This window comes from Vulcanococcus limneticus LL (genome assembly GCF_002252705.1).
In the GTDB taxonomy this organism is placed as follows: domain Bacteria; phylum Cyanobacteriota; class Cyanobacteriia; order PCC-6307; family Cyanobiaceae; genus Vulcanococcus; species Vulcanococcus limneticus.
On sequence record NZ_NQLA01000003.1, the window covers coordinates 116,627 to 141,964 of the forward strand.

Genomic DNA, 25,338 nt, shown 5'->3' on the forward strand with positions numbered 1-25,338 from the left:
GCAGTGGGCGACCTGACGGGCGTGGGGCTTCGCCCGGGGCCGACCGCCCTAGGGTGCGGCCCACATCGCTTGAGCCCGCTCGCCCGTGGCCTCCGCCCCAGCACCCGCCACCACCGGCCCGGGCCCGGGCGGCCTGCTCCGGTCCTGGCTCGGCCTGCTGCGGTGGGACAAGCCCAGTGGCCGCCTGATCCTGCTGATTCCGGCCGGCTGGAGCCTGTGGCTCCAGCCCGGCGCCCCGCCGCCGGCGCCCCTGGTGGGCTGGATCGTGCTGGGGGGGCTGGCGGTCAGCGGCGCCGGCTGCGTGGCTAACGACCTCTGGGACCGGCGCATCGACCCCCAGGTTGAGCGCACCCGCCAGCGTCCCCTGGCCAGCGGCCGCATCGGCGTGGCCGGGGCCCTGCTACTGCTCGTGCTCTGCCTGATGGCGGCCCTGGCTGTGGTGATCTGGGGCCTGCCGCCCGCCAGCCGGGCCCTGTCCCTGGCCCTGGCCCTGGCCACCCTGCCGCCCGTGCTGCTCTACCCCTCGGCCAAGCGCTGGTTCGCCTACCCCCAGGCGGTGCTGGCCCTGTGCTGGGGCTTCGCGGTGCTGATCCCCTGGGCCGCCGCCAGCGGTTCGCTCGCGGGGGGCTGGGCCCTGGCCTGCACCTGGCTGGCCTGCCTGCTCTGGACCTTCGGCTTCGACACGGTGTACGCCATGAGCGACCGGGAGGACGACCGGCGGCTGGGGGTGCGCAGCAGCGCCCTCAGCCTGGGCGAGCGCGCCCCGGGTGCCGTGGCCCTCTGCTACGGCGCCACGGCCCTGCTGCTGGCCCTGGCGGCGGCCATTCAGGGGGTTGGCCCCCTGTTCTGGCCCCTGTGGCTACTGGCCGGTGGCGGCATGCTGCGCGAGGCCCGGCGCCTGCGCCGGCCCGATCTGCCCCGCTCCGCCTACGGCCTGCACTTCCGCCACCAGGTGTGGCTGGGTGGGCTCTTGCTGCTGGCCCTCGTGGTCAGCCGGATTCCATGACGGGTTCCGGCGGCGCGGCCTGCGCCGAACCCAGCCCCCCCCAGTGCTGGCCGGAGCCGCTGCGCCCCGGCGATCGGGTGCGGCTGGCGGCCGCCAGCTCGGCCCTCGACGGCACCGAGCGGCTGGAGGCCGGCAGCGCCGTGCTGACGGGCTGGGGCCTGGCGGTGGAGCCCCACCCCAGCCCGCTGCGGCGCTGGGGCTACCTGGCCGGTGCCGACCCGGAGCGCCGCGCCGACCTCAGCCCGGGGGAGGGGGCGGCCCTCACCGCCTGCGTGCGCGGAGGCTGGGGCGCGGCCCGGCTGCTGGAACAGCCCCTGGAACAGCCACCCGGCTGGCTGCTGGGCTTCTCGGATGTGACCTCGCTGCTCTGGGCCCGCTGGGCCCGGGGGCTGACCGGCGGCATCCACGGCCCCCTGCTCACCACCCTGGCGGCGGAGCCGGCCTGGAGCCAGGAGCGGCTGCGGCGCCTGCTGTTCGGCGAGCCCGTCGAGCCGCTGGCCGGCGAAGTCTGGAGCCGGGGAACGGGCCCCCACGTGGCGGAGGGCCCCCTGCTGGTGGGCAATCTCACGGTGGCGACCCATCTGCTGGGCACCGCCCACCTGCCGCAGCTGCGCGGGGCGGTGCTGGTGCTCGAGGACGTGGGCGAGGCCCCCTACCGGATCGAGCGCATGCTCACCCACTGGCGCCTGGCTGGCGCCCTGCAGCAGCTGGCGGCGATCGGCTTCGGCAGCTTCAGCGGCTGCGATGACGACGACGAGAGCGACGAGGCGGGCGCCACAGTGGTGGACAGCGCCGTGGCCAAGGCAGAGGAACGCCGCGAGCAGCGCTTCTCCTGCGAGCAGGTGCTGCGGGAGCGCAGCGCCGACCTGGGCATTCCCGTGCTGGCGGGCCTGCCGGTGGGTCACCGGCCTGGCAATGCGGCCCTGCCGGTGGGGGCCCGGGCCCGCCTGGATGCCAACCGGGGCCTGCTCAGCCTCGTGCCGCCAGCACCGCCTCCGCGACCGTGAGGTCGAAGGGGGTGGTGATCTTGATGTTGGAGGGGGCCGCCTCGATCACCCGCACTGGCCAGCCCAGCCGCTCGAACAGCGAGGCGTCGTCGGTGACGCTCCAGCCCTCGGCTGCAGCGCGGGCATGGGCAGCCCGCAGCTGCTCCACCGGGAAGCCCTGGGGCGTCTGGGCACCCCAGAGCAGGGAGCGATCGGGGGTCTCCTGAATCAGGCCGGCGCCATCCACCCGCTTGATCGTGTCGGTCACGGGGGCGGCGGCGATCACGGCCTCCCCCGCCGCCGCGGCCTCCGCGCAGCGGGCGATCAGCGCCGGATCCACCAGACAGCGGGCGCCATCGTGGATCAGCACCGCCGCCGCGGCATCGGGTAGGGCGGCCAGGCCGTTGCTCACCGAGGTCTGGCGGGTGTCGCCCCCCTCGATCCAGACCACCGGCCGATTCGGCCGGGCCGCCACCACCAGAGCCTGAATCTCAGCCGCATCCACGGGCTGTCCGACGATGCCGATCCAGTGGATCAGCGGGCAGGCCAGGGCCGCCTCCAGGGTCCAGGCGAGCACGGGCCTGCCCGCCACCTCGAGCAGAAGCTTGTTGCGCTCGGCTCCCATGCGGCGGCCGCTGCCGGCGGCGGCGATCAGCAAATGCACAAGTAGTCGGTCTCCAAGGGGTGATGACGTTGGTGCGTCAGAAGGTGATCCATACAATCAGCCGGCGATCCGCCTGCCCGCCCGCCGCCATGCGCGTTCTGTTCCTGCTCCCGGGCGGCACCGACTCCCAGCTTCAGGCGATACCGGCGGCGGCCACCGTGGCCGAGCGGCTGGGGGCCCAGGTGCAGGTGGCCTGCTCCCCCGAGGCCGCCCCGGCATGGAAGCTGCTGCCGGTGGTGGAGAAGGTGATCCCCTTCGGGTTTGAGGGCGGCCCAAGCCTGGCGGACTGGGCCAACCTGCTGGGCAACGTGCGCGAGCCCGACTTCCAGGCCTGCATCAGTCTGGCCCGCGGCCGCCAGGTGGATCTGATGCTCTCGATGAGCCACATCCCCACCCGGGTGGCGGCCGGCGGCTTCTCCGCCACCAGCACCGTGACGCCGGAGGTGGGCTGGCCCCAGCAGACCTTTGCCCCCTACCTGCGGGCCCTGGGCCTGGAGCTGGACGCCGCCGCCTTCCGGCTCAGCCTGCCCAAGGCGGCCCTGGAGCAGGCCGCCGCGGCCCTGCCGGCCGGCCAGGGTCCGGCCCTGCTGCTGGCTCCGGGAGGCGGCGGCGGCGACTGGCCCGCCGCCGAGTGGGAGCAGCTCGGCAGCCAGGTGCGCTCCAGGCTGGCCGACGTGCGCCTGCTGCGGGCCGGCGCGAACCAGCTGGTGGAGCGCGCTGCCCAGGTGGCCAGCAGCGATGTGGTGCTGAGCAGCGATCCGGTCACCACCGAGCTGGCCCTGCTCAGTGGCACGCCCCTGGTGGCCCTGGGCCGGGATCCCGCCAGCCTGCCCAGCCGTGAGGGGGTGCAGGGCCTGGGGGGCAGCCTCACGACCCTCGCGGTGGCGGATGTCCTGCGGGCCCTCGGGCTCGGATGAGCCTGGCGCGCCTCAACGGCCAGCAGCGGGACAAGTCCCCCCGGCAGCGCCACCTGCGAGGCCGACGGGCCCAGAAGGGCCGTCGGCCCCTGGGGCGGGGCTGGGCCCTGCTGCGGGGGCGCCCCTGGGCCGTCCCCCTCCTGGCGCTGACGTCGCTGGTGAACCTCGGCGCCGGCGCCTATCGGATCTCAGAGGGCTGGGACTGGGGCGACTGCTACTGGATGGTGCTGATCACCCTCAGCACCCTGGGCTTCAGCGACGAGCGCACCGCCCCGCTCACCACCTCGGGTCGCCTGATCACGGCCCTGATGATCGTGGGTGGCCTGGTGGTGGTGCAGCTGACCATCCAGAGCCTGCTGGAATTGGCCAACTCCGGCTACTTTCGCCGCCTGCGGGAGCGCCGCTACCGCCAGCAGTTGCAGGGCATGCATAACCACGTTATCCTCTGCGGCTACGGCCGCATCGGCAGGGAGATCGCCGAACAGCTCTGCGCCGAGGACGTGCCCCTGCTGGTGGTGGAGATGTCTCCTGAGCGCGTGGCGGACGCCCAGCAGCGGGGACTCACGGTGCTGCAGGCTGATGCCACCCTCGATGAGACGCTGCAGGAGTCGGGGATCCACCACTGCCGGGCCCTGGTGGCGGCCTTGCCCAGCAACGCCGCCAACCTGTATGTGATCCTCAGCGCCCGGGGGCTGGCACCCCGCTGCCGACTGATCGCCCGGGCCGACAGCGCCGAGGCCGAGGGCAAGCTGCGCCTGGCCGGTGCCGACCAGGTGGTGAGCCCCTACGTGGCGGGCGGCCGCACCATGGCCGCCACGGCGCTGCGGCCCCTGGCGGTGAACTTCATGGAGCTGCTGGCCGGCTCCGACTGCGAGGTGGAGGAGTTCCAGCTCAGCCGCGACCAGGCCCGGCTGGGGGCCCTGAACGGCCGCAGCCTGGCGGAGCTGCAGCTGGGTCGCCGCAGCGGAGCCCTGGTGCTGGCGATCCGCACCCCCCACTCGCTGCTGAGCAATCCCTACAAGACCCATGAGCCGGCCCTCATCGCCAACCCCGGCGGCGACGTACGCCTGGCACCGGGCCAGCTCCTGATCGTTCTGGGCAGCTCCGACCAGCTGCAGCACTTCGGGGAGCTGCTGGGCGAGGCCCTGGCCGGGGTGGAGAGCATGCAGGCCTGAGGTCTGGGGGGCCGGGCAGGGACCAACCGGGCGGCAGCGAGTCGCGGCCTACGCTCGCGGGCGCACGCTCCGCTCCCAGCCCCATGGCCCACGCCGCCCCCCTCGCCGGTCAGGTCGCCCTGGTGACCGGCGCCAGCCGGGGCATCGGTGCCGCCATTGCCAGGGAACTGGCCGCTGCCGGCGCCACAGTGGTGGTGAACTACGCCAGCTCCCCCGCCGCCGCCGAGGCGGTGGTGACCGAGATCCAGGCGGCAGGCGGCCAGGCTTGGGCCCACCAGGCCAACGTGGCCGACGAGACGCAGGTTGAGGCGCTGGTGAAAGCGGTGCTGGAGAAGGAGGGCCGCCTGGATGTGCTGGTCAACAACGCCGGCATCACCCGCGACGGCCTGCTGATGCGCATGAAGAGCACCGACTGGCAGAGCGTGCTCGACCTCAATCTCACCGGCGTGTTCCTCTGCACCCGCGCCGTGAGCCGCACCATGCTGAAAGCCCGCAGCGGCCGCATCATCAACATCACGTCGGTGGTGGGTCTGATGGGCAACCCGGGCCAGGCCAACTACAGCGCCGCCAAGGCCGGCGTGATCGGCCTGACCCGCAGCAGCGCGGCCGAATTCGCCAGCCGCGGCGTGACCGTGAACGCGGTGGCGCCGGGCTTCATCGAGAGTGACATGACCGCCGAGCTCGACAAGGAGCCGATCCTCAAGGCGATCCCCCTGGGCCGCATGGGCCAGCCCGCCGAGGTGGCCAGCGCCGTGCGCTTCCTGGCCGCCGATCCCGCCGCCGCCTACATGACCGGCCAGGTCCTGCAGGTGGATGGCGGCATGGTGATGCGCTGAACGCCCTGTAACCGGATTCAGCTCTCCAGGGGCTGGGTGAGCTCCTCCCGCAGCCGGCGGATGCGCTGCAGCAGCTTCAGGCGCCGGCTGCGGGCCGTGGCCGTGAGGAACAGGCGCAGCGGCACGTAGATCAGGGCCATCCCCGCCCCGAAGCCGGCGATCACCAGAAAGGCGATGGCATTGCTGCCGCCGACGGGGTTGGCGAGGGCCTCGCTGAGGGGGCCGCCAAGGGCATCGGCCAGGTTGTCGGTGAGGGTGTCCTCCATGGCCGGCACCCTATCGGGCCCGGCCCTGGGCAGCACTGCTGTCCGCGCCGCCTCGTTCCGCTCCGCTCCTGTCTGCGCCGCTCCTGTCTGCGCCGCTCCTGTCTGCGCCGTTGTTGTCGCCGCCGATTCGGCTTTCCCCACCAGCCAGGGGCACGGCCGCCGTGGGACGCTGCACCAAGTAGCCCACAGCCCGCCGAGTCGATGGCCAAGCTGATCAAGTTCTCCGATGCCTCCCGCGCCGCCCTCGAGCGGGGGGTCAATGGCCTGGCCGATGCGGTGCGGGTCACGATCGGGCCCAAGGGCCGCAACGTGGTGCTGGAGAAGAAGTTCGGTGCCCCCGATGTGGTCAACGACGGCGTGACCATCGCCCGCGAGATCGAACTGGAGGATCCCTTCGAAAACATCGGCGCCAAGCTGCTGCTGCAGGTCGCCACCAAGACCAAGGACAAGGCGGGCGATGGCACCACCACCGCCACGGTGCTGGCCCAGGCCCTGACCCGCGAGGGCCTGCGCAACGTCGCCGCCGGCGCCAACCCGGTGGGGCTGCGCCGCGGCATGGAGAAGGCCACCGCCCGGGTGGTGGCCGGCATCGAGGCCCGCTCCAGCGCCGTGGCCGGTGACGCCATCCGCCAGGTGGCCACGGTGAGCTCCGGCGGCGACGAGGAAGTGGGCCGCATGATCGCCGAGGCCATGGGCAAGGTGACCGCCGACGGCGTGATCACGGTGGAGGAGAGCCGGAGCCTGGCCACCGAGCTGGAGATCACCGAGGGCATGGCCTTCGATCGGGGCTACAGCTCCCCCTACTTCGTGACCGATGGCGACCGCCAGGTCTGCGAATTCGACAACGCCCTGCTGCTGGTCACCGACCGCAAGATCAGCGCCATCAACGACCTGGTGCCGGTGCTGGAGGCCGTCTCCCGCAGCGGTTCCCCCTTGGTGATCCTGGCCGAGGAGGTGGATGGCGAGGCCCTGGCGACCCTGGTGGTGAACAAGAATCGCGGCGTGCTGCAGGTGGCCGCCGTGCGGGCCCCCTCCTTCGGAGAGCGCCGCAAGGCCGCCCTGCAGGACATCGCCATCCTCACCGGCGCCACCCTGGTGGCCGAGGACCGGGCCATGACCCTCGACAAGGTGACCCTGGCCGACCTGGGCCGGGTGCGCCGCATCACCATCACCAAGGACAGCACCACGCTCGTGGCCAGCGGCGAGCACCAGGCCGCCGTGGCCGACCGGGTGGCCGCCATCCGCCGCGAACTGGAGGACACCGACTCCGAGTACGACCGCGAGAAGCTGCAGGAGCGCATCGCCAAGCTGGCCGGCGGGGTGGCTGTGATCAAGGTGGGCGCCCCCACGGAAACCGAGCTGCGCAACCGCAAGCTGCGTATCGAGGACGCCCTTAACGCCACCCGTGCCGCCGTGGAGGAGGGCATCGTGGCCGGCGGAGGCAGCACCCTGCTGCAGCTGGCCTCCGAGCTGGATGGGCTCGCCGCGGGCCTGGTGGGTGATGAGCGCACGGGGGTGGAGATCGTGCAGCGGGCCCTGGCGGCCCCGGCCCAGCAGATCGCCCTCAACGCCGGCCATGACGGCGACGTGGTGGCCGAGGAGATCCTGCGCAGCGGCAAGGGCTTCAATGCCGCCACCGGCGTCTACGAAGACCTGCTGGCCGCCGGCATCCTTGATGCCGCCAAGGTGGTGCGGCTGGCCCTGCAGGACGCCGTGTCAGTGGCCTCCCTGCTGCTGACCACCGAGGCCGTGATCGCCGACAAGCCGGAACCGGCCGCCGCCGCACCGGCCGGTGGCCCCGGCGGGATGGGGGGCATGGGCGGCATGGGCATGCCCGGCATGATGTGAACCCGAGGGGCCTGTCCCTACAGGGACTTCACCAGGCGGGCGTGGATGCGGCAGACGCTCAGCGCCTGCCGCGGCGGGTCGGCGCAGAGGCGGCCCAGCTCCCGGTTCAGGGCCTGCACCTCGCCCAGCGGCAAGCCCGCAACCGGAAGGCCCGGCAGGGTGGCCACGGGCATCGAGACCAGCAGCGAACAGAGCACCAGCGGCAGGGCCGCGTGCAGCTGCACGGCGTCCACCGACTTCACGGTGATCGCGTCACCCCAGCTGGCTGCTGCGCCGCAGGTGGCCCATCGGACTGCAGCTCCACCCAGTCGGGCAGCAGAGCCGGCCAGCCAAGACCTACACAGGGAGACCATCTGCACCTCCTCCCGGGAGCCGGGGTACAGGGCCAGTCTGGCCACTGTCCGAGGAGCCTGGACAGTGGTTCAGAAAGGTTTTATATAGCAATCCGTGCCTGACAGCACTCAGACCCGCTGCGCCAAAGCCCTGGTGTAGGCGGCCACCTGCAGGTCCACCCCGGTGATCGCGGTGCCGACCACCACCGCATCGGCTCCGCCATCGCGGGCACGGCGGGCCTGGTCGGCGCTGGCGATGCCGCCCTCGCAGATCAGGGCCACCGACGCCGGCAGCTGGGCCCGTAGCGGGGCCAGCAGGTCCCAGGCTGGCGGATTGAGGGCGCTGGTGGCCTCGGTATAGCCATAGAGCGTGGTGCCCACCCAGCGGCAGCCCAGGGCGGCAGCCTGCAGGCCGTTGGCCACGGAGTCCACATCCGCCATCAAGGGAGCCCCCAGCTCGCCGGTGGCCCGGGCGATCAGCACGGCCAGATCCTGGCCGGCCGGCCGCAGGCGCTCGGTGGCATCCAGGGCGATCACGTCGGCACCGGCGGCCCACACCGCCTGGATCTCGGCCCAGCCCGGCGTGATGTACACAGGGCTGTCGGCAAAGCTGCGCTTCCACAGGCCCACGATCAGGGCATCGGGAGAGCGCCGCCGCACCGCGCCGATATGCTCCGGGCTCTCCAGGCGCACGCCGATGGCGCCGTTGCGCAGGCTGGCCTCCGCCATGGCGGCAATCACCTCGGGCTGGCGCAGGGGCGAGCCCTCCGGAGCCTGCACCGACACGATCAGCCCACCGGCCAGGGCTGAGGGCGCCAACCGCGCGTCGGCCTCAGGCGGCACGGTCGAACTCCTCGGGGGCGAGAGCGGCGGCGTTGGCATCGGCATCACCGGCAACCGCTGGCGTGGACAGCCAGGCCCGCAGGCTGGCGAGGCCGGGATGGGCCGGGGCCGGTGCGGGCCGGCGCCGCGCGGAGGCCTGGGGGAAGGGCAGCACCCTGGCACCGCTCGATGGGGCATCGCTCAGCGCTGCGCCGCTCGGGGCGGGAGCGACTGAAGCGGCGGGCGCAGCAGCGGGACTTGCCGAACGGTGGGCCGGGGTGGGCTGGGACGGTGCCGAAGGCTCGTGCAGCACTTGGCGCCACCACTGCAGGAGCTCGGCGCCGGCCAGCTCCAGCATCAGTGGCTCCAGGGCCGCCACGCCGTGGCGGTGGACCCATTGGGTCGAGAGGCGCTGCACGGCGCCCCGGTCCCGCTGCGCCAGGGCCAGGGCAAGCTGCCGCCGGAGGGCCTCACGGCGGGCCAGGGGCGAGGGAGTACTGGGAACGGGGGGACGCACGGGGCAAGCTCCGGCAAGGGACGGTGGGGTGGCAGCTCAGCTGAGCTTGCGATCCAGCAACGGGCGGATCAGCAGGAAGAGGCCCGCCGCCAGCACCGCCAGCACCGCCAGGCAGCTGGCGGAACTGAGGGACCCGTAGGGCGCCTCCAGCACCACCGCCGCGAGGGAGAACTGGCCGGCGTAGGCCGCGCGGATCGGTTCAATTGCGAAGGTAAGGGGATTGAGGGCGGCGAGCCAGCCCAGCCAGGCCGGCATGAAGGACAGCGGGGCCAGGGCGGTGCTGGCGAACAGCAGCGGCAGGTTGGCCACGAAGATCACGGCGATCAGCTCGATGTGGCCGGGCAGGGCGAAGGCCAGCCCCAGGCTGAGGGCCGTGACGGCGAACACCAGCAACAGCAGGGTCACAAGCACGAGAAGCAGGCCGGCCCCACCGGGCCAGCCGTAGCCCAGGACGGCGGCGGTGCCCATGATCGCCAGGCTCTGCACCAGGCTCAGGGAGGTGATGTAGAGCACGGAGGCCAGCACGATCGAGCTGCGGGCCCGCAGCGGTGCCACCAGCAGCCGGTTGAGGAAGCCGAACTCCCGATCGAACATCAGCGGCAGGCCGGCGTTGAGGGCCGCGCTGAAGGCGGTGAACACGATCACCCCAGCCCCAAGGAAGCGGCCGTAGCTCATGCCGTCGGGCAGCAGCCCCTCAGGGGCATTGGAAAAGAGGGCCCCGAACAGCACCAGCCAGATCAACGGCTGCAGCACCCCGGCCACCAGGGTGGAGGGGCGGCGCGCCAGCTGCAGGAACAGGCGCTTGGTCAGGGCCAGGGTCTCCTGGCTGAGCTCCGAGAGGGCCGAGCGGGGCGCCTCGGCGGGGGCGACGGGGCTGAGCAGGGTGGGGGTGGCGCTGGTCATGGCAAGGGAAGGAGCAGGAGAACGATCGGGGGGATCCAGGCGCCGGCTCCTGCCGGCCCACGGGCGGCAACTCAGCGCATCGCCTGCTTGCGCTCCGCTTTCGGGTCGCGGCTGCCGGCCACAGCCAGCTCGGCGTCCATCAGGGTGCGGCCGGTGGCCTGCAGATACACATCATCGAGGCTGGGACGGCTCTGGGCCAGGGCGAACACCGGCAGCTGGGCCTCGGCCAGCTGCCGGCGCAGCTGCTCGATCACGCCGTCGTGCTCCACCACGAGGTTGAGGGAGTAACCCTGGGAGCGGTTCACCACCACCTGGCGCACGCCCGCGCATCCCTGTAGCAGGGCCTGCACCCGCAGGGCCTCGGGCTCGTCGCTGAACTCCCGCACCCGCAGGGTGACCCGATCGCCGCCCAGGGCGGTCTTGAGCTCGGTGGGGCTGCCCTCGGCGATCACCCGGCCACCATCGAGGATCGCCAGCCGGTCCGCCAGGGCATCCACCTCTTCCAGGTAGTGGCTGCTGAGCAGCACCGTGGTGCCGGAATCGCGCAGCTGGTGGAGCACCTGCCAGATCGCCGCGCGGCTCTCGATGTCCAGGCCCACGGTGGGCTCATCGAGCACCAGTACCGCCGGCCGATGCAGCAGCCCGGCCGCCAGATCGAGACGGCGGCGCATGCCACCGGAATAGGTGCCGCTGCGGCGGTCGATCCAGGCCTCCATGCCCAGCAGGCCGCTCAGTTCGGCAATGCGACGGTCGCGCTCGCCATTGGGCAGGTGGTAGAGGGAGCCCTGCAGCTGCAGCAGTTCGCGGCCACTGAGGATCTTGTCGAGGGCCACCTCCTGGGCCACGTAGCCGAGGCGCTCGCGCACGCCGCGGGGATCGGCCAGGGCATCGAGGCCCGCCACCCGCACACTGCCGGAATCGGGGGCCAGCAGGGTGGCCAGGATCCGCAGGCAGGTTGTCTTGCCGGCACCGTTGGGCCCCAGCAGGCCATAGAGGCTGCCCTTCGGCACCGAGAGGTTCAGCTCTTGAAGGGCCGTAACAGCCCGATCGCCGCGCCCGTAGCGCTTGGACACCTGTTTGAGCTCGATCACCGCTTCTGGCACCGCCGGGGAACTCCGCTCAGCCGATAGGAGGAACCAATTTAGTTAGGCCGTCCCCCCAAACCCGGGGGCCAGCAGGGCCAGGAGTTGGCCCCCCTGCTCGCCAAGCTGGGCGCCGAGGGGCAGACGGGCCAGGAGCAGCAGCAGGCAGATGCCGAAGAGATAGAGGATCGACCAGCGAAACAGCCCCTTGGCCCGCTGCAGGTCGTCGGGGGCCTGCAGCAACCGGCCGCTCATCTGCAGGAGCCGGCCGTTGAAGGGCAGCAGCAACAGGCCATAGAGCAGGCCGCCTGAGGGCAGCACCAGCACTCCGAGGCTGCTGACCGCCACGGTGGCGATGGCATAGGCGGCGATTCCCCGGGCCGTGGCCACCGTGCCCTTCACCACCGGCAGCATCGGAATCCCCACCGAGCGGTAGTCGTCCTTGAGCAGCAGGGCCAGGGCCCAGAAGTGGGCGGGCGTCCAGACCATCACCAGGGCGAACAGCCACCAGCTGCCCAGGCCCAGGTGGCCCGCGGCGGCAGCCGCCCCCACCAGCGGCGGAATGGCCCCCGCCACGCCGCCCACCACGATGTTCTGGGGCGTTCGCGGCTTGAGGACCACGGTGTAGAGCAGCACGTAGCTGCACAGCCCCAGCAGCGACAGGCTCGCCGCCAGGCAATTGACGCCGCCCACCAGCAGCGCCGAGGCAGCGCAGGCCAGGGCCACCGCCACGGCGAAGGCGGTGGAGGCCGAAAGCCGGCCGGAGGGCAGGGCACGGCCGCTGGTACGGACCATGCGCCCATCCAGCTCCTGCTCCCAGAGGCAATTCAGCACCCCGGCGGCGGCGGCGGCCAGGGCACCGCCACCCAGGGTGCAGGCCAGGCGCGGCGCCGGCAGGGGCCAGCCTTCGGAGAGGGCCATGCCGCCCAAGGTGGTGGCCAGCAGCAAAGGGATCAGCCGTGGCTTGGCGATCTCCAGCCAGGGCGGCAGGGCCACCTTGGCGCGGGAGGGAACCACGTCGGCGCGGCTGAGGCTGGCGGCGGCCGTGAGAGGGGCGGGCGAGGCCGCCGGGAGCGGGGCCGTAGGAACCGTGACCATGACTAGGCGAGCTCCAGCGGGTTGAAGACGGACAGGGAAGGGCGCCGCAGCCCCCGGGCGGTGAGGGCGGCCAGCACCGCCACCAACAGGGCGGCCGTGAGCTGATGGGCCACCGTGACCGCCGGCACGGCCAGGGTGAGGCGCAGGCTGGCGATGCCGAGGAGCACCTGCAGGGCCACCAGGGCGCCCGCAAACAGGGCGAGGGGCAGCTGGCGGCGGGGCCAGCCAGGCAGCAGGGCCACCAGCGGCAGGGCCAGCACCAGCACCGCGGCGGGATTGGCTCCCAGGCGGTGGGCCAGCAGCCAGCCGCAGGCCTCGCCGCTGCCGAAGCAACGGCCGGCGGCCCACTGGCTGGCCATGAGGCCGCCGAGCAGGCACTGGCCGAGGACGGCGGTCAGGGCGCACCCCGAGAGCCAGCCCCACCAGACCGGCGCCCCATCCACGGATGGGCGGAGCAACTCGGATGGCTCGATGGGGCCGGCAGCAGCGTCAGCAGGACACTCCACGGGGGCCGCCAATCCCTGGTGGATGCCGCTGGCCAGGGCCACCAGGGTCAGGGCCGTGATGAGGTGGGCGCTGACGATGCCGCTGGGCAGCAGCTGGGTCACGGTCAGGGCGCCGAGGGCCCCCTGGCCCGCCACCAGCACCAGGGTGGCGCCCCCCAGCCAGGGCAGCCAGGCCGGTAGGCCGCGCCGCTGCAGCAGGGAGGCGCCGAACAGCACCAGCACCGCCACGCCCACGAGAAAGGCATCAAGCCGGTGGAACCATTCCAGGAACACCTGCAGGTTCATCTGGCGCCGCGGCAGCAGCGAGCCGTAGCAGAGGGGCCAGTCGGGACAGGCCAGGCCCGCCTCCATCACCCGGGTGGCGCCGCCGATACCCACCAGGGCCACGAGGGCCACCACAAGGTGGGCGCTCAGCAGGGAAAGCTGCCTCTGGAGGCGGGATGGGGGGAGCTGGGTTGGGGTCGCCATCCCTCCCTCAGGTGCCGTGGCGCGCAACCTAGCCATGCTGTCCATGACGGCCCGGCGGGCGTCAGCGAATCCCAGCAGCCCCGTTCAGGGCAGCGGATCCCGCTGGCGCGGAAGCCAGGCTCCAGCTGCGGAGCCGATCGGCCACCAACGTCGCGGATTCCCACACGCAACCCCCGCGGACGGCGACAGCCCTGGGGAATCTCCATAGGCTTGGAGCCAGAACCTCCCAGGGACGATGCTGATTCCCGCCCCCGTCCTCAGCCTGATCATCGGCATGGTGCTGGTGCTCAGCGGCCTGTGGATCGGGCAGAACGTGAATCTGCTGCCGGTCGATGCCAGCAGCAACGCCCCCGTCTACGACGAGTTGTTCAAGGTGCTCTTCAGCATCGGCGCGATCCTGTTTCTGGGAATCGTGGGGTTGCTGGTGTTCAGCCTGGTGCGCTTCCGCCGCAGGCCAGGGGAACTGGGCGACGGCATCGCGCTGGAGGGCAATCTGCCCCTGGAAATTGTCTGGACCGCGATCCCGGCGATCGTGGTGCTGTTCGTGGGGATCTACAGCTACGACATCTACGAGCGAATGGGCGGCATGGTGCCCCTCAACGACCATGCCGTGCATGCCATGCAGCACGAGGCCCACGGCGGCGAGGGGGGAGCTGCCATGGCCGCCATGGCAGGAGGAGGGATCGAATCTGACGAGCGGATCTGGGGGGGCATCACGCCGGCGAGCGCCGATGCGCTCACGGTGGATGTCACGGCGATGCAGTTCGCCTTCATCTTCCGCTACCCCGATTCGGAGATCATCAGCGGTGAACTGCACGTTCCCGCCGGCCGCCCCGTGGCCCTGCGCATGAAGGCCAATGACGTGATCCACGCCTTCTGGGTTCCCCAGTTCCGGCTCAAGCAGGACGTCATCCCCGGCCAGCCCACCCTGCTGAGCTTCACCCCAACCCGCCCCGGCAGCTATCCGATCATCTGCGCAGAACTCTGCGGGCCCTACCACGGCGGCATGCGCACCACCGTGGTGGTGGAAGAACCTGAGAACTTCCAGGCCTGGGTGAGCAAGAACAGCCCCAATCCGCCGCCAGCACCGGTCACGCCGGTCGTCGCCGCCGCCGCCGCCATCTCCCCCCTCCAGTCATGACGCTCACCCTCCCCCCCCAGGCGGGCCCGGCACCCACCCTGCAGCCCACGGGCTGGCTCCGCTACTTCAGCTTCAGCGTCGATCACAAGGTGATCGGCCTGCAGTATCTGGTGTGCGGCTTCCTGTTCTATCTGGTGGGCGGCGCCCTGGCAGGGGCGATCCGCACCGAGCTGCTCACCCCGATTTCAGACTTCCTGCCGCGTGAGACCTACAACGAAGTGCTCACCCTGCACGGCACGGTGATGATCTTCCTGTGGATCGTGCCGGTGGTGAATGGGGCCTTCGGCAACTACCTGATCCCCTTCTACGTGGGGGCGAGGGACATGGCCTTCCCCCGGCTCAATGCCGTGGCGTTCTGGCTGATTCCACCGGCGGGCCTGCTGCTGATCGGCAGCTATTTCATCGCCGGTGCCGGCGCCTCCCAGTCGGGCTGGACCGCCTACCCACCCCTGAGCCTCACCACACCGGCCACGGGTCAGGTGATCTGGATCCTGAGTGTGCTGCTGCTTGGTGGCAGCTCGATCTTCGGCGGCATCAACTTCATCGCCACGGTGCTGAAGATGCGCCGGCCGGGCCTGGGGCTGATGCAACTGCCGATGTACTGCTGGGCCATGCTCGGCACCAGCATCCTGGTGGTGTTGTCCACGCCGGTGCTGGCCGGCACCCTGGTGCTGCTCAGCTTCGACATCATCGCCCACACCGGCTTCTTCAATCCGGCCCTGGGCGGCAACGCCGTGGTGTATCAGCACCTGTTCTGGTTCTACTCCCACCCTGCCGTCTACATCATGGTGCTGCCGGCCTTTGGTCTGGTGAGTGAGATCCTGCCGGTGCATGCCCGCAAACCCCTGTTTGGCTACACCACGATGGTGTATTCGATCCTGGCCATCGTGTTCCTGGGGCTGATCGTGTGGGCCCACCACATGTTCACCAGTGGCACGCCGCCCTGGATGCGGCTGTTCTTCACGATCGCCACCTCCTTCATCGCCGTTCCCACCGGAATCAAGTTCTTCAACTGGCTGGCCACCCTATGGGGCGGCAAGCTGAGCCTCAACAGCGCCATGCTGTTCGCCTGCGCCTTCATCGTGAACTTCGTTTTCGGGGGCATCACCGGCGTAGCACTGGCCCAGGTGCCATTCGACATCCACGTGCATGACACCTACTTCGTGGTAGGGCATTTCCACTACATCGTCTACGGCGGCACGGTATTCGTGATCTTCAGCGCCGTATACCACTGGTATCCCAAGTTCACCGGGCGTCTGCTGAATGAGCCCCTTGGTCAGGCGCACTTCTGGCTCACCTTCGTGGGCTTCAACCTCTGCTTCGCGCCCCAGCACTGGCTCGGCCTGAACGGCATGCCCCGGCGCGTGGCCGAGTACGACCCCCAGTTCACCTGGATGAACCAGCTCAGCAGTGCAGGCGCCCTGCTGATGGCGATCAGCACCCTGCCCTTCCTGGTGAATGTGCTGGTGAGCGCCTTCCGGGGTGAGGTCGCCGGCGACAACCCCTGGAACGCCCTGACGCCCGAATGGCTCACCAGCTCGCCGCCGCCGGTCGAGAACTGGAAGGGCGAGGCACCTCTGGTGACCCATCCCTACGGCTACGGCAGCGCCCCCGATGCGATCGACCTGAAGGCCACATCGGGCCGGGACCTCTGGAGCAGCGGCCGCAGCTGAGCTCCGCCCATCAGCCCATGGCGATCGCCCTCCCGTCCCGCGGGCCCGTTGCCTGCCGATCCGTTCCCGTCACCCCGCCACCATGACCAGCCTCAGCCCCGGCAGTGCCACCAGTTCCCCGCCGCTGGGCCATGGTGATCCAGCCGGCCCCGACTCCCTGGCCGGCGTCCACGACCACGACGGCGCCCACGGCGGCCACACATCCGGCCATCCGGACCACCGTCTCTTCGGCCTGGGGATGTTCCTCGTGGCCGATGGCATGACCTTTGCTGGCTTCTTCGCGGCCTACCTCACGTTCCGGGCCGTGAACCCCCTGCCCAGTGGCTCCAGCTACGAGCTGGAGCTGCTGCTGCCCAGCATCAACACCGTGTTGCTGCTGGTGAGCAGCGTCACCTTCCACCGGGCGGGCAGCGCCCTCAAGGCGGGCGATGGGGCCCGCAGTCGCCGCTGGTTGCTGATCAGCGCGGCCCTGGGCCTCACCTTCCTGGCGGCTCAGCTCAAGGAGTATTTCTCCCTGCCCTTCGGCCTCACCGACAACCTGTTCGCCAGCACCTTCTACGCCATCACCGGCTTCCACGGCCTGCACGTGAGCCTGGGGGCGCTGATGATCCTGATCGTGTGGTGGCAGTCGCGCCCAGGCGGCTCGGTGAACCGCGACAACCCCTTTCCGCTCGAGGCCACCGAGCTCTACTGGCACTTCGTGGATGGCATCTGGGTGGTGCTCTACGGGCTGCTGTATCTGCTCTGATCGATCGATCGTGATCGGGCAGCCCTGAGCGGGGCTGTCGGCACCGGCGCATCGGAACTGCGGCGTTGAAACTGAGCACTTGGACCTGGCCAGTCCCAATTGGTGTGCCAGCACACCACCGCAGCCCCCCTGAGGGGAATCCCCCCTTGCCCATGTTCAACAACACTGGGCAAAATTGCTCAGTTGCAGCAACCGGGCCAGCGGCGATGGCAGAAGAGAAGCAGGGGCCCAGGGGCGGCATGCTGGAAGGGAAAGCCTTGCTTGAAAAGGCACGGTCCCTGAGCAATCGTCCGGAGGACCAGATCGCCAAGGCCTGCGGCTACGTGGGTCCGAGTGGACGGATCCTCAAGAAGAGCTTTTACCGGGCCCTGGTGGAGGCCAAGGGGTACGCCCTGCCCTCGAGCGCGACCACTGGCGGTGCGGCCAAGGGTCGCCAGGCCGAATTCCGCACCCGGGTTCACGGCAACGGCAACCTGCTGATCGGCCACGCCTATACCCGCCGCCTTGGCCTGGAACCCGGCCAGGAGTTCCGGATCGAGATCCACCAGGAAACGGGGGCCATCTGGCTGCTGCCGCTGGAGGGCCGCGGCCATGGCGATGGCCCCGATGCCGAAGACACCGAGGCTGCAGGATCCTGAGACGACACCGAGCGCAGGGGCGTCAGTCTTGCTCGCCAGCGCTCCGAACGCCGCGATGGAACGCGGCGCTGAACAGCAGCAGGTCGATGCCGCTGAACAGGAAACTGATCCCCACCAGGATCCCGAGCACCGAGATCAACCCGGCGGGGTTCATGGTCACGATCAGCAGGCCGAGGGCGATGGTCACCAGGCCGTTGGCCAGGCCCCAGCCCCAGCCGGCGGTCTCGCGGTTGGAAAGGGCCACGATCGTGGTCACGACGCCCTCCACCAGGAACACCACGCCGATGGCGAAGGCCAGGCTGGCCACCTGCCGGGCCGCCGGCAGCACCCCGGCCCCGAAGCCGCGCAGGATCCAGAAGCCCGTCACCACGAACAGGGTCGACACCACCAGCCGCAGGAAGGTGTGCAGCCGGCTGAGGCGGCGCGAGCGGTTGAGATTGTTGACCCAGCCGATGATCCCCCCCAGCAGGAAGGCGATCGCCACCACCACCGTGAGGCCCGCCGAGGCCAGCACAGGGAACAGCAGGGCGATCACACCGAGCACGAGCAGCAGGATGCCCTCGGCGATGGTGAAGCTGCGCAGCGCGTTCAACTGGGCGGACGCAGGGCCCAGGAGCGCGGGGGGTTCGGCGTCGGAGGGGCTGGGGCCAGCGCTCGGAGGGGTGGCGGTCATGGGTCGGGATGTTCACCACGAACACCCGGACCCTAGGCAGAGCGGCCGGAGCCGTCACCCCCAGCCGTGCTCGGCGAGCCAGGCGGCGCTGATCCCTCCCGCGCCAGGCCCGTCGGCGGCCCCTGGGCCCTGGCCTGCGGCAGCCCCGGCGCTCAGCAGCCGTTCCGTGTACTTGGCCAGCAGGTCCGCCTCCAGGTTCACCACATCGCCCACCGCCCGCTGACGCAGGCTGGTGCTGGCCCAGGTGTGGGGGATCACGGCGATCCAGAACTCCGCCCCGTCACCGCTGCAGCCCGCCACCGTGAGGCTGATGCCATCCACGGCCACGCTGGCCTTCTCGCAGATGTAGCGGCCATAGGCGGGATCGCGCCAGCGCAGGGCCAGACGCCAGGAGGCGGGCTGCTGCTCGATCGCCGTCACCGTGCCCAGGCCATCCACGTGGCCGCTCACCAGGTGGCCGCCGAGGCGATCGGCCAGCCGCAGGGCCGGCTCCAGGTTCACCCAGCCGCGCCGCTCGGCCTTGGCCGCCAGGGTGGTGCGGCCCAGGGTCTCCTCGCTCACATCGGCCCGGAAGCCGGTGGCCAGCCGCTCGGCCACGGTGAGGCAGACGCCGTCCACCGCCACGCTGTCGCCCAGGGCCAGGCCGGCCGGATCGAGCCCGGAACCGGGCGGCAGGCGCAGCTCCACCCCGCTGGCGCTGCGCTGCAGCTGGCCCACGGCCTGCACCAGTCCGGTGAACATCCGCGCTGTGGCAACGGTGGCCATAATCGGGCAGAGGGCAGCAGCGGCGAGGGAGATGGTCGAGATGCGCGTAGCCGGAATTGCCCTGGATGCCGCCAGCCGCAGCCCGATCGTGCTGCTGCGCGACCCCTCCGGCCGGCGCCAGGTGCCGATCTGGATCGACCAGGCCCAGGCCCAGAACATCATGGCCGGCCTCAGCGACCAGGCTCCGCCCCGGCCCCTCAGCCATGACCTGATGGCCAACCTGCTGGCCGTGGGTGGGCTCACCCTGGAGCGGGTGATCATCCACACGATCGAGGACAGCACCTTCCGAGCCGTGCTCAAGCTCACGGACTCCGAGGGCATGGCCAGCGAGCTCGACGCCCGCCCCAGCGATGCCATCGCCCTTGCCCTGCGCACCGGTAGTGGCATCTGGATGCTGGAGGAGGTGGTGGCCGATGCCTCGATCCCCGTGGATGCGGAGGCCGACGCGGAGGACGCCGCCGACTTCCGACGTTTCCTCGACGGCGTCAGCCCGGCGGAGCTGGTGCGCCAGATCGCCAAGGCCCACCCAGACGTCGCAGCGGCAGCCGAGGGCCCCGAGGGCCCGGCACCGGAAGCGGAGCCGCCTGGCGCCGAAGAGCCCGGCAGCGGCGAGGAGCCTCCGGCGGAGCCCCCCGCTGGCTGAGCTGCGCCCCTTCGGCCGGGGACGGCCGGTATCGAGCTTCACCCTGGGCACGATGCGGGCCCTGGACAGCCCCGCCCAGCTGGCGGCGGTGCTGGAGGCGGCCATCGAGGCCGGCATCAACCACATCGAAACCGCCCCGGCCTATGGCCCCGCGGAGACCTACCTGGGCCAGGCCCTGGCGGCCCTGGCGGAGCGCGACCCCGCCGCCCGCCGCGCCCTGGTGCTCACCAGCAAGCTCCTGCCCGGCCCCGATCTGGCCAGCGGCCAGGAGCAATTGCGTGCCTGCCTGCAGCGCCTGGGCGTGGCCCGGCTCGACAACCTGGCCGTCCACGGCCTCAACCGCCCCGACCACCTGGAGTGGGCCCTGCGGGGCCCCGGCGCCGACCTGCTGGCCTGGGCCGAGGGGGAGGGGCTGGCCGGCCAGGTGGGCTTCTCCAGCCACGGCGGCCCCGAACTGATCGAGGCGGCCCTGGCCAGCGGCCGCTTCGGCTTCGCCAACCTGCACGTGCACCTGTTCGACCAGAGCCGCCTACCCCTGGCCCGCGCCGCCCTGGCGGCCGGGATGGGCGTGCTGGCCATCTCCCCCGCCGACAAGGGCGGCCGCCTCTACGACCCACCCACCGAGCTGCGGGACGACTGCGCCCCGTTCCACCCCCTGGAGCTGGCCTACCGCTTCCTGCTCGAGCAGGGGATCTCCACCCTGAGCCTGGGGGCGTCCCAGCCGGGCGATCTGGCCTGGGCCTCCCGCCTGACGGCCGCCCCAGGCCGCCACGGCCCGCCGAGCCCCCAGGCTCCCGCGCCGGAGCCTGCTCCCCTCGCGGACACCCTGGAGCGCCTGGCCGCCGCCGGCCGCCAGCGCCTCGGGGCGGAGGCCTGTGGCCAGTGCCGCGCCTGCCTGCCCTGCCCCAGCGGCGTGCCGATCCCCGAACTGCTGCGCCTGCGCAACCTCGCCGTCGGCCACGGCATGACCGCCTTCGCCCAGGAGCGCTACAACCTGATCGGCCGGGCCGGCCACTGGTGGGAGGAACGCAACGCCACGGCCTGCGCCGGCTGCAACGCCTGCCTGCCCCGCTGCCCCCACCAGCTGCCGATCCCCGCCCTGCTCGCCGACACCCACCGGCGCCTGGCCGCGGCGCCGCGACGGCGCCTCTGGGGCTAGCGATCGGGCATGGGCTGGCCCAGGGCGGTGCTAGGCCGCCGTGGCGTCCCAGAGCTGCTGCCAGCGCTGGCGCTGCTCGGGCGTGAACGGGGCCAGGTTGGTGCAGCGCTCAAGCAGCGGCGCCGGCGGCAGCAGCAGCTCCCGCAGCGGCTCAGGCCAGCGGGCCAGGGCCGGTGCCAGCCGCTGCCGCGGCAAAGGCGGTACCCAGCCGCCAGCCAGCAGCCGATCCAGCAGGGGCAGGCTCAGGCCATCGGCCAGCCACTCCAGGGGCAGCGGCGGCGCCAGCTGCCCGGGCCCCACGGCGGGTCGCAGCAGCAGCTGCCACCACAGCGGCGCGCCGCTCTCCGGCAGCAGGGCGGTGAGGCGCGGATCGCGGCGCAGCAGCGGCAAGACCTGGTGGCTGGGCAGCACGGCCGCCTCGGCATCACCCGCCAGCACCAGGTTGAGCCCGTCGCGCTCATCGAAGGCCAGGGCCTGGGCCCGCAGCCGGCGCAGCCAGGGCCGCAGGCGCGGATCCTCAAGGGCGGCGGTGGCGCTGGCGGTGGGATCGGCGCCCATGCGGGCCACCGCCTCGGCCGTGGCAGCGGCGGCGACAGAGCCCTGGGCCGGCCCCTGCTGCTGCAGGCCCAGCTGGTGCAGCCCAAGGGCGATGACCAGCCGCGGGCTGGAGGGCAGGAGCACCCGGCCCCGCAGGCTGGGATCGAGCAGCAGATCCCAGCCCTCTGCGCGGCGCCTGGCCAGGTCCGGGCGGCTGCGCAGCAGCAGCAGCCACGGACCGAAGGCCCAGGGGAAGGCCAGGGCCGGGGCCCCCTGCGGCCGGAACAGCCGACTCACCGGAGCGGCCAAGGGATCAAGACCCGCCAGCAACCGCTCGGCCCCGAAGGGCTGCAGGGCTTCGGAGGCCAGCAGCGTCGCCCAGCCATCGCCCAGGGACAGCAGGGCGGCGTCAGGGCGGCCGGCGGCGGCCAGCACCGCCTGGGGCGTCTCCACCAACTGGGCGCGCCAGGGCTTCGGCAGGGGCTTGAGCCAGGCCGGAGGCAGGCTGCCCCGTACCGCCACCAGCTGAGGTCCCGAACTGCCGCAACCCGCCAACAGCCCCATGCCACCGAGGGCCGCGGCCTGCAGCAGCTGGCGTCGGGAGAGGGAAGCGGGCAGGGCCATGGCGCGACCCTAGGCGTGAGACCGTCAGTCGTTGCAGCCCTGCACGGAGATGCGATAGCTGAAGCCCAGGGCACCGGGCTTGGTGCTGGAGCCGATGTGGAAGTTCATCAGGTTGGTGCGACGGCCGGGCACCGTGGCGAAGGGCCCGAACATGCGGCCCGTTCCCTGGGGCGGGGAGATGGTCACGTCAAACAGGCGCAGGCTGGCGCCATCGGTGAAGCGCATGTAGCCCCGCACCGGGTAGGTGGCCTGGTCCGTGGAGGTGGCCGTGAAGAAGAAGCGGTAGCTCGTGAAGGGGCGATCGACGACGAAGTCCGTATTCCAGTTGGTGCGGCCCAGCAGCCGGCCCGGGCCAACCCGCTTGGACACCACAGGATCGCCACTGCCGCCGAGGGGCATCAGGAAGCTGCACTGGGGCTGGGCCTGGGCGGCGAGCGGACTGGCCAGGGCCAGCAGCAGGCCCAGGGACCAGGCGGCAGAGAGGGGGGAGACCAGACAGTGGGGACGGGGCATGGTCTGGAACGCCGGCGCCGAGGAGTGCTCGGAGCGTAGGTCCCAGCTGCGGATTCAACGGAGCGAGGCGAATGGGCCAACAGCGCCCTGTCAACAACCGCCACACGGGCGATGGGGAGGTGGTCGGGGGACCGAAGGAGCCAACGGCAGGCGCGAGCTACACGGGTGAGTGACGGGGGCCAACCCCAGCCGTGGGCAACACGCAGAACCAACACACAGTTGACGGCTCTTGGCCGGCCCTATGGCCAGGGATGGCTGGGGCCAGGCCTTGTCAAGCTGAAACGTTTTCCATGGCGCCTGGCCACCTGCTCCAGAACTGGAGCGATGGGCCCGGATCAAGCTCGATCGGCCTGCAGCAGCTCGGAGCAGGCCCGATCGCAGGCCGCGGCGAGATCCTGGGGCGAGCGACCCAGCAGTTCCCAGAGCAGGGCCAGGCCACCGGCCCCGACCCCCTCCTTGACGTAGCCGCGCTCGTAGTCGCGCAGCTCGGCCCTGGCGCAGTCGCCGAAGCGCAGGCCGGCGGCGAAGGCCAGGGGCTCGACGGACCACTGCCTGCCGATCCGCTCCAGCAGGGCGACCAGATCGCTGCCAGCCTCGCCCGCCACCCAGGCGGTGGTGCCGATCGCCACGGACGCGGCCAGCCGGGGCCGCTGCTCCGGTGCCGCCAGGGCCAGGGCCAGGGCCAGCACCGCCGCCATCTGGCTGCCGCCCGCCAGCAGCACCGGCACGCCGCGGTGGCCCGCCTCCAGGGCCAGGGCAGCCGCCAACACCTGCATCGGATCCCCCACGGCAGCCAACACCGAGAGGACATGGGCGCGCCGCTCGGAAAGCTGACCCTGGGGATGGCACCCTGCGGATGGGAGTCCGGCAGCCGCCAGGCCCCGGGCCACCAGCTCGGCCTTGAGGGCGTGGGCGGGCGTCCGCAGGCTGCCGCTCACCAGCCCCTGCACCGGCAGGCCGAGGCCCGTCAGCACCGCCTGGGCCGTGGTGGTACCGCCCGGCACGCATTCCGCCAGCAGCAGGGGCCTTGCGGGCTGGCGGGCCAGGTGTGCCCCCCAGCGACGGCCAAGAGCCAGCAGCCTCTCCACCCGCTGGGGCTCCAGGGCCTGGCCGCCGCTGAGGCAGCGGGCCGGGTCGCCGGCCAGGCGCAGGTGGGGGATGGCCGGCGCCACCGGCGCCCCCAGGTCCACCACCAGCGGATCGAGGCCCAACTGCGCCACCACCACCTGGGCGATCAGCGCCGGAGTCACCCCGGCTGGCAGGGGCGGCAGGGCATGGGGGCGCTGGGCGGCTGGGCCCAGCAGTAGCAGCTCGGCATCGGCGGCGGCGGTCCAGCGCCGCGATTCGGGGGTGGCACCGGCGGCGGAGATGCCACTCACCGCAGCGGTGTCGGTGCCGGCCAGCAGCAGAAGCACCCGGGCGGAGCCGCCAGTGGCCGCCAGCTGGGCGCACCAGGCCTCGGCCCGCTGGGGATCGCCGCTGAGCCGGCGCGGCAGGGCCATGGGCCTCAGAGCGGATCGAGGGCCACCAGGCCCCTCAGCAGATATGGGGGCTCGCTGATCGGGGCCTGCAGGCGCGGGAAGATCCAGTAGGCCACGGCGTGCAGGGCCAGCACGTAGATCAGGTTCTGCACCAGCACGAGCGCCATGGCCGCCAGCTGCACCTGCAGCAGGTCTGGACCGCCGCCCAGCTGCAGCCACACGGCGATCCGATCCAGCAGCCCGGAGGCTGCGGTGGTGATCAGCACCCAGAGGTTCTCGCCCACCAGCACCGAGAGCACGGCCACCCGCACCAGGAAACCCGCCGTGCCGATCAGCAGGCCCACCCCCCAGGTGAGCCACCAGCTCCAGCGCCGCCGCCAGCCCCAGCCCAGCCACAGGGCCAACAGGCCATAGGGGAACAACACCAATGGCCCGCGGATCGGCCCCATCAGGGCCACCAGCAGCAGCCCCGTCACGGCCACGCCCTCCACGGCGCAGCGGTCGTTCTGGCGCAGGGCCAGCAGGGCCAGCGGCAGGGGCAGGGCCAGGCGGAACAGGGCACCCCCCACGGGCAGGTAGTAGAGGGCCACCCAGAGCAGGGCCGTGGCGGCGGCCAGATAGGCCGTCTCGGTGAGCTGGCGGGCCTGACGGCGGCTGAGGCGGGCAGGGGATTGGGAGGGGGGAGGCGTCATGGCGCGGCTCAGCGGGGCGCCGGCGCGGGGGTGAGCACGGGAGCCGGCTGGGCCGCAGCTGCGGGAGCCGCCGCGCTGCCGCCTGGGGCAATGCGCTCGATCGTCTCCACCTCGAAGCTCACGCCGGCGGCCCGCAGGGCCCGGGTCACCGCTTCGGCCGGGGCGGAGGGATCGGCACCGGGCAACCGGATGGTGACCCGGTAGGGAGCGGGGCTGAGCGGCTGGGCCCTGGCGGGGGCGGCCTGGCCGCCCGTCGCAGGGGGTTGGCCAGGGGCCGCTCCCTTCGCAGTCGTGGCTGCACCCACCGGTTTCGCGGCCGCCCCCGGGACCTTCCCGGCCCCTGGAGCGGGCCTGGCGCCAGCCGCGGTGCCGGCCGTGGCGCCAGCAGCGGGTGCGCCGGGGCTCAGTGCGGCCGCCCCGGAGCCTGAGGAACCAGCGGGGGCCTGGGGAGACGGCGCGGGGGCTCCGGGGGTGGAGAAGCTACGGGCGAGCTGATCGCCGAACCGGGTGCCGCTGCAGCCGGCCAGCAGCAGGGTCAGACCCACACCGGCGGCCCCGCTCCACCGCCTTGCCCAGCCACCGCGTTCGCGCCCGGTCGGTCCAGGGCCGCTGGGGCGGCGGTGGG

At 72.1% G+C, this 25,338-nt stretch carries 28 protein-coding genes; 12 read left to right on the plus strand and 16 right to left on the minus strand.

The genetic code is table 11. The features are described 5' to 3' along the window. The first annotated feature begins 85 nt into the window (after positions 1 to 85). Both CJZ98_RS02805 and CJZ98_RS02810 read left to right on the plus strand, forming a co-directional pair. On the plus strand, positions 86 to 1,006 hold the full coding sequence (locus tag CJZ98_RS02805) for a 4-hydroxybenzoate polyprenyltransferase (RefSeq protein WP_232756135.1): 921 nt from the start codon (positions 86 to 88) through the stop codon (positions 1,004 to 1,006). Continuing rightward, entirely contained in the window at positions 1,003 to 2,013 is a 1,011-nt protein-coding gene (locus CJZ98_RS02810) for a S66 peptidase family protein (protein WP_094588114.1), read from the plus strand. Before CJZ98_RS02805 ends, CJZ98_RS02810 begins: the two co-directional genes overlap by 4 nt. On the opposite strand, the gene ispD is transcribed toward CJZ98_RS02810, so the two are convergent. Then, positions 1,976 to 2,656, minus strand: coding sequence for a 2-C-methyl-D-erythritol 4-phosphate cytidylyltransferase (gene ispD, locus CJZ98_RS02815; protein ID WP_094588116.1), 681 nt, complete (start codon positions 2,654 to 2,656; stop codon positions 1,976 to 1,978). The two genes, CJZ98_RS02810 and ispD, sit on opposite strands and share 38 nt — an antisense overlap. 89 nt (positions 2,657 to 2,745) lie before the next feature. Here ispD and CJZ98_RS02820 point away from each other — a divergent pair, with 89 nt between their 5' ends. The 3 genes from CJZ98_RS02820 (at position 2,746) to fabG (ending at position 5,584) form a co-directional block, all read left to right on the plus strand. Further along, positions 2,746 to 3,573 carry a glycosyltransferase family 9 protein gene (locus CJZ98_RS02820; protein ID WP_094588118.1) on the plus strand — a complete coding sequence of 276 codons (828 nt, stop codon included), beginning with the start codon at positions 2,746 to 2,748 and terminating at the stop codon, positions 3,571 to 3,573. Beyond that, a complete protein-coding gene (locus CJZ98_RS02825; protein ID WP_094588120.1) occupies positions 3,570 to 4,748 on the plus strand; it encodes a potassium channel family protein in 1,179 nt (392 codons plus the stop codon). The genes CJZ98_RS02820 and CJZ98_RS02825 overlap by 4 nt, the downstream gene beginning before the upstream one ends. 83 nt (positions 4,749 to 4,831) lie before the next feature. Next, a complete protein-coding gene (gene fabG / locus CJZ98_RS02830) occupies positions 4,832 to 5,584 on the plus strand; it encodes a 3-oxoacyl-[acyl-carrier-protein] reductase (protein WP_094588122.1) in 753 nt (250 codons plus the stop codon). Positions 5,585 to 5,601: 17 nt separating this feature from the next. On the opposite strand, the gene CJZ98_RS02835 is transcribed toward fabG, so the two are convergent. Beyond that, the gene (locus tag CJZ98_RS02835) at positions 5,602 to 5,850 is read right to left on the minus strand and encodes a hypothetical protein (RefSeq protein ID WP_094588124.1); all 249 of its coding nucleotides are present in this window, start codon (positions 5,848 to 5,850) and stop codon (positions 5,602 to 5,604) included. Positions 5,851 to 6,051: 201 nt separating this feature from the next. Between CJZ98_RS02835 and groL the strand changes: the two genes are divergently transcribed. Further along, on the plus strand, positions 6,052 to 7,698 hold the full coding sequence (groL, locus tag CJZ98_RS02840; protein WP_094588126.1) for a chaperonin GroEL: 1,647 nt from the start codon (positions 6,052 to 6,054) through the stop codon (positions 7,696 to 7,698). 17 nt (positions 7,699 to 7,715) lie between these two features. On the opposite strand, the gene CJZ98_RS18980 is transcribed toward groL, so the two are convergent. The 7 genes from CJZ98_RS18980 to CJZ98_RS02875 all read right to left on the minus strand — a co-directional run bounded on the left by CJZ98_RS18980 (position 7,716) and on the right by CJZ98_RS02875 (position 13,426). Beyond that, on the minus strand, positions 7,716 to 8,096 hold the full coding sequence (locus CJZ98_RS18980; protein WP_232756136.1) for a hypothetical protein: 381 nt from the start codon (positions 8,094 to 8,096) through the stop codon (positions 7,716 to 7,718). Positions 8,097 to 8,159: 63 nt separating this feature from the next. Continuing rightward, the gene (locus tag CJZ98_RS02850; RefSeq protein WP_094588130.1) at positions 8,160 to 8,912 is read right to left on the minus strand and encodes an N-acetylmannosamine-6-phosphate 2-epimerase; all 753 of its coding nucleotides are present in this window, start codon (positions 8,910 to 8,912) and stop codon (positions 8,160 to 8,162) included. After that, entirely contained in the window at positions 8,863 to 9,369 is a 507-nt protein-coding gene (locus tag CJZ98_RS02855) for a hypothetical protein (protein ID WP_094588132.1), read from the minus strand. The genes CJZ98_RS02850 and CJZ98_RS02855 overlap by 50 nt, the downstream gene beginning before the upstream one ends. Before the next feature lie 36 nt (positions 9,370 to 9,405). Further along, positions 9,406 to 10,272, minus strand: a complete 867-nt coding sequence (locus tag CJZ98_RS02860) for an ABC transporter permease (RefSeq protein WP_094588134.1) — start codon at positions 10,270 to 10,272, stop codon at positions 9,406 to 9,408. Between the two features lie 71 nt (positions 10,273 to 10,343). Beyond that, on the minus strand, positions 10,344 to 11,363 hold the full coding sequence (locus CJZ98_RS02865; RefSeq protein ID WP_232756138.1) for an ABC transporter ATP-binding protein: 1,020 nt from the start codon (positions 11,361 to 11,363) through the stop codon (positions 10,344 to 10,346). Positions 11,364 to 11,417: 54 nt separating this feature from the next. Continuing rightward, the gene (locus CJZ98_RS02870; protein WP_094588138.1) at positions 11,418 to 12,452 is read right to left on the minus strand and encodes a heme o synthase; all 1,035 of its coding nucleotides are present in this window, start codon (positions 12,450 to 12,452) and stop codon (positions 11,418 to 11,420) included. Positions 12,453 to 12,454: 2 nt separating this feature from the next. Continuing rightward, complete coding sequence (locus CJZ98_RS02875; RefSeq protein WP_094588140.1) at positions 12,455 to 13,426, minus strand: COX15/CtaA family protein; 972 nt, start codon at positions 13,424 to 13,426, stop codon at positions 12,455 to 12,457. Between the two features lie 235 nt (positions 13,427 to 13,661). Between CJZ98_RS02875 and CJZ98_RS02880 the strand changes: the two genes are divergently transcribed. The 4 genes from CJZ98_RS02880 to CJZ98_RS02895 all read left to right on the plus strand — a co-directional run bounded on the left by CJZ98_RS02880 (position 13,662) and on the right by CJZ98_RS02895 (position 17,626). Beyond that, the gene (locus tag CJZ98_RS02880) at positions 13,662 to 14,567 is read left to right on the plus strand and encodes a cytochrome c oxidase subunit II (protein ID WP_094588142.1); all 906 of its coding nucleotides are present in this window, start codon (positions 13,662 to 13,664) and stop codon (positions 14,565 to 14,567) included. Then, complete coding sequence (ctaD, locus tag CJZ98_RS02885) at positions 14,564 to 16,240, plus strand: cytochrome c oxidase subunit I (protein ID WP_094588144.1); 1,677 nt, start codon at positions 14,564 to 14,566, stop codon at positions 16,238 to 16,240. The genes CJZ98_RS02880 and ctaD overlap by 4 nt, the downstream gene beginning before the upstream one ends. An 82-nt stretch (positions 16,241 to 16,322) precedes the next feature. Beyond that, positions 16,323 to 16,988 (plus strand): cytochrome c oxidase subunit 3, encoded by a 666-nt coding sequence (locus CJZ98_RS02890; protein WP_094588146.1) that lies wholly within the window; start codon positions 16,323 to 16,325, stop codon positions 16,986 to 16,988. A gap of 239 nt (positions 16,989 to 17,227) precedes the next feature. After that, positions 17,228 to 17,626, plus strand: coding sequence for an AbrB family transcriptional regulator (locus tag CJZ98_RS02895; protein ID WP_094588148.1), 399 nt, complete (start codon positions 17,228 to 17,230; stop codon positions 17,624 to 17,626). Between the two features lie 22 nt (positions 17,627 to 17,648). On the opposite strand, the gene CJZ98_RS02900 is transcribed toward CJZ98_RS02895, so the two are convergent. Together CJZ98_RS02900 and CJZ98_RS02905 are read right to left on the minus strand one after the other, a co-directional pair. Next, positions 17,649 to 18,299 (minus strand): HdeD family acid-resistance protein, encoded by a 651-nt coding sequence (locus CJZ98_RS02900; protein ID WP_094588150.1) that lies wholly within the window; start codon positions 18,297 to 18,299, stop codon positions 17,649 to 17,651. 54 nt (positions 18,300 to 18,353) lie between these two features. Beyond that, positions 18,354 to 19,040, minus strand: coding sequence for a riboflavin synthase (locus tag CJZ98_RS02905; RefSeq protein WP_094588301.1), 687 nt, complete (start codon positions 19,038 to 19,040; stop codon positions 18,354 to 18,356). A 55-nt stretch (positions 19,041 to 19,095) separates the two neighbouring features. On the opposite strand from CJZ98_RS02905, the gene CJZ98_RS02910 reads away from it, so the two are divergent. Together CJZ98_RS02910 and CJZ98_RS02915 are read left to right on the plus strand one after the other, a co-directional pair. Then, positions 19,096 to 19,707, plus strand: a complete 612-nt coding sequence (locus CJZ98_RS02910) for a bifunctional nuclease family protein (protein ID WP_094588152.1) — start codon at positions 19,096 to 19,098, stop codon at positions 19,705 to 19,707. A 52-nt stretch (positions 19,708 to 19,759) separates the two neighbouring features. Beyond that, a complete protein-coding gene (locus CJZ98_RS02915) occupies positions 19,760 to 20,866 on the plus strand; it encodes an aldo/keto reductase (protein ID WP_094588154.1) in 1,107 nt (368 codons plus the stop codon). Positions 20,867 to 20,896: 30 nt separating this feature from the next. Here the strand turns inward: CJZ98_RS02915 and CJZ98_RS02920 are convergent, their stop codons facing one another. The 5 genes from CJZ98_RS02920 to CJZ98_RS02940 form a co-directional block, all read right to left on the minus strand. Beyond that, complete coding sequence (locus CJZ98_RS02920) at positions 20,897 to 22,027, minus strand: type 2 periplasmic-binding domain-containing protein (protein ID WP_198537445.1); 1,131 nt, start codon at positions 22,025 to 22,027, stop codon at positions 20,897 to 20,899. Positions 22,028 to 22,051: 24 nt separating this feature from the next. After that, positions 22,052 to 22,540, minus strand: coding sequence for a hypothetical protein (locus CJZ98_RS02925; RefSeq protein WP_232756139.1), 489 nt, complete (start codon positions 22,538 to 22,540; stop codon positions 22,052 to 22,054). Between the two features lie 335 nt (positions 22,541 to 22,875). After that, the gene (gene cobT, locus CJZ98_RS02930) at positions 22,876 to 24,042 is read right to left on the minus strand and encodes a nicotinate mononucleotide-dependent phosphoribosyltransferase CobT (protein ID WP_094588156.1); all 1,167 of its coding nucleotides are present in this window, start codon (positions 24,040 to 24,042) and stop codon (positions 22,876 to 22,878) included. Between the two features lie 5 nt (positions 24,043 to 24,047). Beyond that, entirely contained in the window at positions 24,048 to 24,713 is a 666-nt protein-coding gene (locus CJZ98_RS02935) for a DUF2232 domain-containing protein (protein ID WP_094588158.1), read from the minus strand. Positions 24,714 to 24,721: 8 nt separating this feature from the next. Beyond that, a complete protein-coding gene (locus CJZ98_RS02940; RefSeq protein ID WP_094588160.1) occupies positions 24,722 to 25,258 on the minus strand; it encodes a hypothetical protein in 537 nt (178 codons plus the stop codon). Between the last annotated feature and the right edge of the window lie 80 nt (positions 25,259 to 25,338).